The organism is Haladaptatus sp. (assembly GCF_049589095.1).
Lineage (GTDB): Archaea > Halobacteriota > Halobacteria > Halobacteriales > Haladaptataceae > Haladaptatus.
The window spans coordinates 1-2,708 of record NZ_JBAWAC010000625.1; the positions used below are offsets into that span (position 1 = coordinate 1).

Annotated in this window: 2 protein-coding genes; both read left to right on the forward strand. The window is 64.7% G+C overall.

Annotated elements, in window-relative coordinates; translation table 11 throughout:
* Positions 1-390: homocitrate synthase/isopropylmalate synthase family protein (locus WBV42_RS19800; RefSeq protein ID WP_423987568.1), on the forward strand; the 390-nt coding region annotated here is incomplete at its 5' end.
* A 376-nt stretch (positions 391-766) separates the two neighbouring features.
* A complete protein-coding gene (ilvB, locus tag WBV42_RS19805) occupies positions 767-2,593 on the forward strand; it encodes a biosynthetic-type acetolactate synthase large subunit (protein ID WP_423987569.1) in 1,827 nt (608 codons plus the stop codon).
* Positions 2,594-2,708 lie beyond the last annotated feature (115 nt).

Below are 2,708 nucleotides of genomic sequence, written 5' to 3' on the forward strand. Positions count from 1 at the left end.
CGAATCACCGAGCTGTCAGAGATGATCGCGGAGTACAGCGAGGTCGAGACACCGGTCAACAAACCCGTCGTCGGCGCGAACGCGTTCGCTCACGAGAGCGGGATTCACGCGGCGGGCGTCATCGAGAACAGCGACACGTTCGAGACTGGCGTGATGAAGCCGGAGATGATCGGGGCCGAACGCGAGTTCGTCCTCGGCAAACACACCGGAACGCACGCCGTTCGAAAACACCTCCAGCAGTCCGGGTTCGTCCCGACGGAGGCCGAAGTCCGGAAGATCACCCGCAAGGTCAAAGACCGCGGCGCGGCGAAGAACCGCGTGACGGTGAGCGACGTACAACGGTTCGCCCGCGAACTGGGCGTCGATTCTCACGAGGAGGTCAAGGCATAACCATGTCCCCTCGCGTTTTTTACACGGACGGAGAGCGGCCGCTGACACGCGGGTGCAAGAATTGCCCGTCACGCAAGGATTATTTGGGTATCACCACGAACGGTGATAACACAGATGCCACGAGGACGCTTGACCCACGGTTCAGCGGTGTCGAGCGTTGCGGCCGCGGAGCGCGTGCTCATTATTGTAGGGGTCTAGCTACCCCTCATCTATTCTTCACCCCGAATCCGAACGAATCGCAACCCAACAGCACGACGCATAGGTCCAAACCGATGACAGGCACACGACAGCAAACCGGCACGTATCGACCGACGAACGACTATCGACCGACGGCCCACCAGCCGTCGGCCGACACGCGAACAGAGGTGACGAAGGCGTGAGCGAGCACACGGCACAACCCGTCTCCCGTGAGGGGGACGAGGACCCGGAAACGGGTGTCACGGACTCGGCCGCCCCGAAAACCGACGATTCGGCCGCCGATGACGGATCGACCGAGCCCGCGCGAGCGACTGGCGCTCACGCGGTCGTCTCGACGCTCGAATCGGCCGGTGTCGAGGCAATGTTCGGCGTGCAAGGCGGGGCCATCATGCCCGTCTACGACGCGCTGTTCGACTCGGACATCCATCACGTGACGATGGCTCACGAGCAGGGTGCGGCCCATGCCGCGGATGCTTACGGCGTCGTCACCGGCGAACCGGGCGTCTGTCTGGCGACCTCGGGTCCGGGTGCGACGAACCTCGTCACCGGCATCGCGGACGCCAACATGGACTCGGACGCGATGGTCGCGCTGACGGGACAGGTCTCGTCCGAACTGGTCGGCTCCGACGCGTTCCAGGAGACCGACACCACGGGCGTGACGGCACCAATCACGAAGCACAACTACTTCGCGGACGAGTCGGACGCCATCGGCGACATGGTCGGCGAGGCGTTCGCGTTGGCCGAAACCGGCAGACCCGGCCCGACGCTCGTGGACCTGCCGAAGGACGCGACGATGGGCGAGACCGAGAACGAACCGGGGAAGACCGAAACCCCTTCGACCTGCTCGCCGCAGACGGAGGCCGACGCGGCAAACGTCGAAGCCGCCGCGCAAGCCATCGAGAGCGCGGAGAAACCGCTGTTGCTGTTCGGCGGCGGCGTCGTCAAAGGGAACGCCTGCGAGGAAGCGCGAAACTTCGCCACCGACCACGGGATTCCCGTGGTGACGACGATGCCAGCCATCGGCTCGATGCCCGAAGACCACGACCTCTGTCTCTCGTGGGCGGGCATGCACGGAACCGGCTACGCCAACATGGCCATCACGCACTGTGACGTGCTGATAGCTGTCGGCTGCCGATTCGACGACCGACTGACCGGCGGTATCGACACGTTCGCCCCGGAAGCAGAGGTCGTCCACATCGACATCGACCCGGCCGAGATTTCGAAGAACGTCCACGCGGACTACCCGCTGATCGGTGATGCAGGAACGGTCATCGAACAAGTCGATGCGGCGTTCTCGATGGATGAAGACGAAGACCGAGACGACTGGACGGCATGGCGCGAGCGGTGTCGAACGTGGCGAGACGAGTTCCCGCTGACCTACGACACGCCCGACGACGAACCGCTGAAGCCGCAGTTCGTCGTGGAGGCGCTGGACGAGGCCACCGACGATGACGCCGTCGTCACGACCGGCGTCGGCCAGCACCAGATGTGGGCCGCCCAGTTCTGGACGTATCGGAGCCCGCGTACGTGGGTGTCCAGTCACGGACTGGGAACGATGGGCTACGGACTGCCCGCGGCAGTCGGCGCGCGTTTCGGAGCGGACGACGACCAACAAGTCGTCTGCATCGACGGCGACGGTTCCTTCCAGATGACGATGCAGGAACTCTCCGTGGCCGTGCGCGAGAACCTCGACATCACCGTGGCCATCCTGAACAACGAGTACATCGGGATGGTCCGCCAGTGGCAGGACGCCTTCTTCGAGGGTCGGCGGATGGCCGCCGACTACGACTGGTGTCCCGAGTTCGACAAACTGGCCGAGGCGTTCGGCGCGAAGGGGTTCGCCGTGGATTGTTACGACGAAGTGGCCGACACCATCGAGGAGGCGTTGGCCTACGACGGACCGTCGGTCATCGACTTCCACGTGGACCCCGACGCGAACGTCTATCCGATGGTGCCGAGCGGCGGTGCGAACGGGAAGTTCGCCCTCTCGGAGGACCAACTATGAGCGGCGAAGAATCGACGGACGACGCCCCGTCTCAAACCCCATCCGCGGGCATGCCCGGCACGGCTCCCGACGAGCGACCACATCCCGAGGGTCGCCGGAACGAGCAGGGCATCCG